Below are 4908 nucleotides of genomic sequence, written 5' to 3'. Positions count from 1 at the left end.
GCCCCGGACCCCGCCGGGGCGGTGACCGCCGACTGCGCCCGCCGTCTGGAGCAGCGCACGGGGACGGTGGTGCGGTGGGTTGCGGTGTCGCACGCGCCGCGCCGGCGCCGGAGCGACCACGTCCCCCACCACCGGCCACGCAGCAGCTCTGCGGGCCACGCGGCGGCGGTCGTCTCCGTCGTGAAGGGCGTTCACGCCGCCCTGGACGCCACCGGGCGGGAACCGGGCGCTCTCACCGTCGCGTTCGCAGGGCTCGGCCCCATCGGCTCCTCCTCCCTGGAACTGCCGCTCGGCCAGTCCCCGAGTCCGCCGGCCCGGCGCCTGCTCCGCGATGTGCCGGGCGGCGGCCCACGCCTCGAGGATCTCGCCGACCGCCGCCGCGAACGTGGTCTCGCCGACGCCGTCGACGTACGCGAATCGGAGCGGGTGCCGCCCGCCACGGTGTACGGGGCACGCCTGATCGTCGCGGCGGTCCGCGGCCGGGGCCCGCTTCTCGACGTCGGCCGCCTCGCACCCGGCACGCCGGTGGTGCACGGCTCGTTCCCGCACTGCTTCGACACGGAGCGCGCATCAGCCGGACGGGGCGGGCGAAGGACGTCCCGGTCGTCGGCGGCGGGCTCCTGAGCGTCGGGGCCGACGTACAGCGGCGGGCCGACGTACGGCAGGGGGCCGGCGGGCCGACCGTACGGCGGGCGCCGCGGTGGCCGACTGCCTCGCGCAGCCCTCGCTCCCGGACACCATCGCCTCTGCCTGCTGGAGTCCCTGCTCCACTCCTCCGGAGCGGACGTACCGCTCGTTCGCGGCCCGGCCGGCGCGGCCGCCGGCCTGGCTGGCCTGCTGGGCGGCCGCGGAAGCCGGCGGGACGCCTGCGGCACCACTGGGTCTGCTCACCCGCGCGTTCGGCACGGAGACGGCGCGGCAGATCCCGGACAGGGCGTTGCGGGAATGAAACGTAAGAATTATCTCTCCATGGCCCCCCTTCTTGGCAGCGGACCATCCGGATGAGGACCCTCCGGAAAGGATTCACTTTCCGATACGCGCCCCGGGGAGAAAAGCCGACGTAGTCGCACACGTCCACCGCCGGTTTTTCCCGGAAGTTAACGGGCGGCGCCACCCTGCCCGCAACCCCTTCCTGACAATCAGCCGGTAACACGTCTTCAAGACATTTCTCTGCCGTCGCCTTGGCTGATTAAACCGTGCCCCGGGCGCCACCCCGCGGCCTACGCTGCCGGATCGGTGCGCGGAAGCACCGTTCACACCCTCACGACTCCTGGAGAACACATGTCACTTCCAGAGATGGCCACCGCATTCGATCTCAGTGCGCTCGATCTCGGAGAGATCACCGTCACCGCCATGCGCGACACGGCGGGAATAGCTGAGTCGACGTATTCACTGTCGTCCTCCTCCTCGACGTCCTGTCAGGGCTGCTCCGGCTGCGGCGCGTGCAGCGTCCAGCCGCCGCAGCAGCTCCACACCGCGTGACACAGCGACCGTGAAGGCTTCCGCGGCGCCGTCGGCCGTGGTGCGGCGCGGCGCCGCGGGGGCCTGCTCGCGTACGAACCCGGTGCCTGCGGACCGTGTGCCGGGGCCCTGTCCAACGCCCAGTCGACTGGATCGATGTGAATCCGCCCGTTCCGGAACTTCAGATACCCGCCGCCCCGGCCCGCGACGGGCATAGCAGCCCTCTGCCCCAGATCGCCCCCGGCGCGCTGGTCCGTACGACCCTGCTGAGCCTGCCCGCCGAGCCCGGGCCCGCTGCGGCGTTCCGCGCCGCGCTGGCCGAACTGGTGGTGCTGGAGGGCCGGCTCACGGCTCTGGCGCCCGCGCTCGGTGACGCGCTGTACGCGAGCCGGGCGGACCATACCGAGGAGTACCACCGCGAGGTGGTGCTTCCGCTCCGCCGTGCCGTGCACAACGGACGCGCCCCCCGGCCTGCCCTGCTGCGCCGCCTGGAGGGCCTGCCGGACCGGCTGCCCGAACTGCGCGCCTGGCTCACAGCGCGCCGCCGCAGGGAGGAGCTGCTCACGGCGCTGCGGTCCGGGGCCGCCCCCGCTCTCGCCGCCGGGCGGTCGGTGCTCGCCGGGTTGTGCCGTGAGCCCTCGTTCCTCCGTGCCGCGTCGTTCACCAGCGCGGACCTGCTGCGGGCGGTGGTGCGGGCCGGGCAGGGGCGGGAGGGCCGCAGGGCCCGGAAGGAGGAGCCGGGTGTGCTGCGGCACGTGACGCGGGCCGTGGCCCGTACGACTCCGCTGTCCGCCTTCGTGGGTGTCGGCTGGGGGGTCCTGCCGACACCGCCGGGGGCAGAGCGGGAAGCCGGCCCGGGGAACAGCCCGAGGCAGGGCACCGGGTCCTCGAACGGCCCGGAGCAGGACACCGGGTCCTCGAACAGCACGGACCCGGGAACCGGCGCCTGGAACAGCCCGGAGCGGAACACCGGTTCCTGGAACAGCGCGGACCTGCCGCTCGGTTCGTCCCGGGCCGTCGTCCGCGCCAACCGGACGCTGGTGGACACGCTGTTCGCGGCGCTGGCAGAGGACCCGCGCCGTCGCTCCACCCTGCCGCACCGCATGTGCAGCAGCCTCCGTCTCTCCGACGGGCGTGCCGCCTTCGCCCGCTCCCGCACGGCCTTCACCGCCGCGCGTTTCCTCGCGGTGGAGGATGACGAGGTCACCCTCGGCGCTGCGCAACCGCTGCGCCGGCTCGCCGCGCTGTGCGACCCCCCGGCCACCCCCGACGCTCTGGCCGCAATGCTCGCGGCAGGAGGAACGCCGGCCCCGGAGCCGGACCCGGCACAGGCAGACGCGGCGTCCGCCTTCCTCCGGCAGGTCCGCGACGCGGGGCTGCTCGTCCCGGTGGAGCCCTTCGACCCGCAGGACCCGGACCCCCTGCCCCGGCTCGCGCGCTGGCTGCGCGAGACCGGCTCACCGCACGACCGCCAACTGGCCCTGCGTATCGACGAACTCTCCCTCATCACCGGTGAGTTCGGCACGGCGGAACCCGGCCGCCGCGCCGCCGTGCTCGCCACCCTCAGGGACCGCTGGGTGACACTCCTCGACGAGGTGGGCCGCCCCGTGGGCCCGGACCCCACCCGCCTCACCGTCCTCAGCGAGGACATCGTGATGCGGCAGCCGATCCGCCTGGACGGCTTTCTCAGCGACAGCGACCACCGGGCGATCGGCGAACTGGCCACCCTCGCCGAGGTGTTCGACCTCGGACCCGTGGTGCGCCGGCAGGTGCGGGACAGCTTCGTCGCACGGTACGGGCCCGGTGGGGTCTGCCCGCACGTGTGGGACTTCGGCGCGGACGCCAACGAGGCATGGCAGCGGGCCGCGAGGGCACCCGGCGGAGACACCCCCGGGGCGGACGGTGACGGATCCACCGCCGCCCGCGGCATCCGGCAGCTCGCCGCGCTCCGGGCCGAGCTGGTGGAGGCCGCGCACCGGGCACACGCACGCAGCGGCGGCGGGCCCGATGACGACGTCGTCCTGCCGGCCGGCCTGGTGGCCGGACTCGGCTCCCGGCTGCCGCCCTGGGCGACCCGGCGCCCGGTCTCCTACACCGAGTTCCTCCAGCGGGCGCCCGGCGGGCAGCTGTGCGTGAACCACGTGTACGGGGGGTGGGGGCGCTTCAGCAGCAGATTCCTGGACTCCTTGGACGCCGGGGCCGCACGGGAAACGGCCGCCGCCGTGTCCGACACACTCGGTCCCGGAGCCGCCGTGGCCCAGGTACGCCCGGTCAGCGGCTTCAACGCCAACCTGCATCCACTGTTCGTGCCGCAGGAGATCGGGCCGGACCGCTCCTACACCTCCCTCGGCGCAAACGACGTCGAACTCGTCCATGACCTGGCCGGTGATGAGGTACGTGTCCGGATCAAGGCCACCGGTGAACGGGCCGATGTCCTCTACGCGGGAGTGTTCGCCCCGCTCCTGCTGCAGCCGAGGCTCGCGCCCCTGCTGATGGACCACCCGCACGGCATTACCGACTTCGGCACCCTGGTACCCCGCCACCGCACCGCCGTACCCGGCGGAGAACTGGTACGCACCCCGCGCCTGCGCCACCGCCATCTCGTACTGCGCCGCCGCCGGTGGGAGCTGGCGGGCTCCACCGTGGCGGCGCTGCTCGCGGAACTCGCCGCCGAGGGCGAGATGCCGGTGGGCACGGTGGCGCGCTGGCGGGCCCTGCTCGGCGTACCGGATCAGCTCTATCTGCACGCCGCGCCACCGGCGGGGAGCGGGCGGGCGGACGAGGACCTCCTGCGTGCTCTGGACCGCCCCAAGCCGCAGTACGTCGATCTCGGCGACGCGCTGCATCTGCGCTGCCTGGGCAAGTGGCTGGGCCGCCACCCGCAGGGCGCGGTCCTGGAGGAGGCACTGCCCGCCCCCGCCCGGGACGAGAAATCGGCGGCGGTCGAGCTGGTGGTGGAGACCTACCGGGCCGGGCAGCCCCCCGGCGACGCGGGCGACCGCACGCCCGCCGGGCACCCGAACCGAAGGGAAGAGCGATGACCGCCGATCAGACGGCGCACGACGCGACCACCTCCCCACAGGGGACACGGCCCACGCCGGACGCGCTGGATTCACTGGGGCGGTGGACCTTGCGTCCGGGAGTCTCGGTCACCGTGCTCCACAACGGCGTACACCTGCGGGGCTGGATCAACAGCCTCACCCTGGAAGGCGGCCCCGGGCTGCCGCAGCTCTGGGACCACCTGGCCAAAACCCTCGCCCCGGACGCGAACACGGCCCCGGCCCCGGCCCCGACAGCCCCCGCGGGTTCACCGCTCCGGGCAGCCCTGCTCACCGTGGTCGGCCAGTTGCACGACCACGACCTCCTCGTCGAACGTCCCACCCGCGAGGCAGCCGACGAGGCGGCCGACAGGGCGGCCGACGGGGCCGGACCATGGCTCGGGGCTGT

2 protein-coding genes and 2 pseudogenes are annotated in these 4908 nt (G+C 74.2%); all 4 read left to right on the top strand.

Going from position 1 to position 4908, the window contains the following annotated elements; translation table 11 throughout:
• Positions 1–624 (top strand): annotated as a pseudogene (locus tag CR470_RS41195) (condensation domain-containing protein); the annotation flags it as partial.
• A gap of 672 nt (positions 625–1296) precedes the next feature.
• A complete protein-coding gene (locus tag CR470_RS35760) occupies positions 1297–1482 on the top strand; it encodes a thiazolylpeptide-type bacteriocin (protein ID WP_257139037.1) in 186 nt (61 codons plus the stop codon).
• A 137-nt stretch (positions 1483–1619) separates the two neighbouring features.
• Complete coding sequence (locus tag CR470_RS41190) at positions 1620–4502, top strand: lantibiotic dehydratase (RefSeq protein WP_097871736.1); 2883 nt, start codon at positions 1620–1622, stop codon at positions 4500–4502.
• Positions 4499–4908, top strand: a pseudogene (locus tag CR470_RS35750) (hypothetical protein); the annotation flags it as partial. The gene CR470_RS41190 and the pseudogene CR470_RS35750, both read left to right, overlap by 4 nt.

This window comes from Streptomyces sp. rh34 (assembly GCF_002551245.1).
In the GTDB taxonomy this organism is placed as follows: domain Bacteria; phylum Actinomycetota; class Actinomycetes; order Streptomycetales; family Streptomycetaceae; genus Streptomyces.
The sequence above is the reverse complement of the archived record's forward strand: the minus strand, read 5'-3'. Positions and strand labels throughout refer to the sequence as shown.

Coding starts and splice junctions, on each gene's coding strand:
- CR470_RS35760 (WP_257139037.1), top strand. CDS start 1,297: ATGGCCACCGCATTCGATCTCAGTGCGCTCGATCTCGGAGAGATCACC.